Origin of the sequence: Pseudobutyrivibrio sp. YE44, assembly GCF_900104335.1 — a bacterium.
In the GTDB taxonomy this organism is placed as follows: Bacteria; Bacillota; Clostridia; order Lachnospirales; family Lachnospiraceae; genus Pseudobutyrivibrio.
The window spans coordinates 1-1,465 of record NZ_FMXT01000027.1 but is presented as its reverse complement, the minus strand read 5'-3'; the positions used below and the strand labels follow the sequence as shown (position 1 = coordinate 1,465).

General features: G+C 31.1%; 1 protein-coding gene. It reads right to left on the bottom strand.

Going from position 1 to position 1,465, the window contains the following annotated elements; genetic code table 11:
• A partial coding sequence (locus tag BLR54_RS14790) for a hypothetical protein (protein WP_143008468.1) occupies positions 1–1,202 on the bottom strand: 1,202 nt, incomplete at its 3' end.
• Positions 1,203–1,465 lie beyond the last annotated feature (263 nt).

Sequence of the window (1,465 nt, the reverse complement as noted above, 5' to 3'; positions counted from 1 at the left end):
TCCTTTAATCCTGAAAGGTCATAATACTTACCTTCGTATTCTTTTATTCCTTCATTATGCTGATTTTCTACAACAATATTATTGCCATTGATATAAGTTATAGTACCGCGCCTTACAAATTTAGGTTTCTCGGAATAGTAATTTCGTGGCCCCATTATAGACTCATCTATTTGATATTCAGAATCTAAACATGCTTTATATACTTCATGCTGTTTCTCTCCAGATAACTGACAAAAATCCACCCTTCTATCGAAATAATAGTCGGCAACAATTTCCTGGGCTCTTAGATATATTTTTTCTATATCTCTTTTTTCTTTTTCATCTAAATCTCTCCATATTTTATTATTATCTTCCCAAAAAACTAAATTGAAAAATGTGCTTTCTATTTTTTTTGTATTTTTTAGATTAACGCACAAAAAATCATCGCATAAATCATTTCTGCTAATACAAGCATCTTCAAGATCTTTTACTGTAACATCCGATTCACTATCCAAGTTATAATTAAATGCTTTATATTCCAACTCCTCTTCATCGAACTTAATACTACTATCGACTTCACGTCCACTAAATTGTCCTACTATAATTTCATCAGAAATATCTGCCCATTCTGATTGAATTTCAGGGTAATCCATAAGCATCCAATTAACCTCTGCCACATCCATTTTTGCGTCATCAATTACATAATCAGGATTACAATAGAGGTTATAGAACTCCAACTGTTGTGCGTAACTCAAATCATAAATATTTACTTTTTTATCACCGTAATATGAATCTACAAGATCTTGATTTGCATATAAAATATTTTCAATTGCTGTCTGCTGCTTTTCAGACAGCGCTGAATAGAAAAAGCAATCAAATTCCCTTCTTGCAATTAAATCAAGAGCATCTCTAACCGCTTCAACAGCATATTCATTATATTTTTCTATATAGTCTTCATATAATTCATCTTTATTTTTGAAAGAATTTTTTAAATCATTTTCTGTAATCGAACTGTCTGTTATTAAATTGTAATAAACTGCCGCTGATTTAAGCTTTTTCTCTTCAAAAATTACATCTGAATCATCAGTTAGAACATAATAAAATTCATCGTAGCTTTTTTCAGCCATTTCGCCTTGACTATCATTTTTGTAGCGAATCAAAACCATTGAAATCAATGCGATTGTAAATAAAATCATCGCTAAAAATATGTTCTTTCTTTTCATGCATTTACCCCTATTCCATTGTAACTTCATAATACAACGCTCTTAAATCTACAGAATCTAATTCTTCTAGCGATTCTGCAACTATGTTATTATTCTCGCAATACGAAGGCAATCTATTTTGCATTGAAATAAGTATTTATAATCTCCCACCCAAAATGAGTTATTATTAAGTAAGCGCTTAATGTTCACCCGTTAGGGCAAAACAAATGGCATCCTTTCGGATGCCAGACTCATTAAACATATGGAGCATTTTACTCCAATGT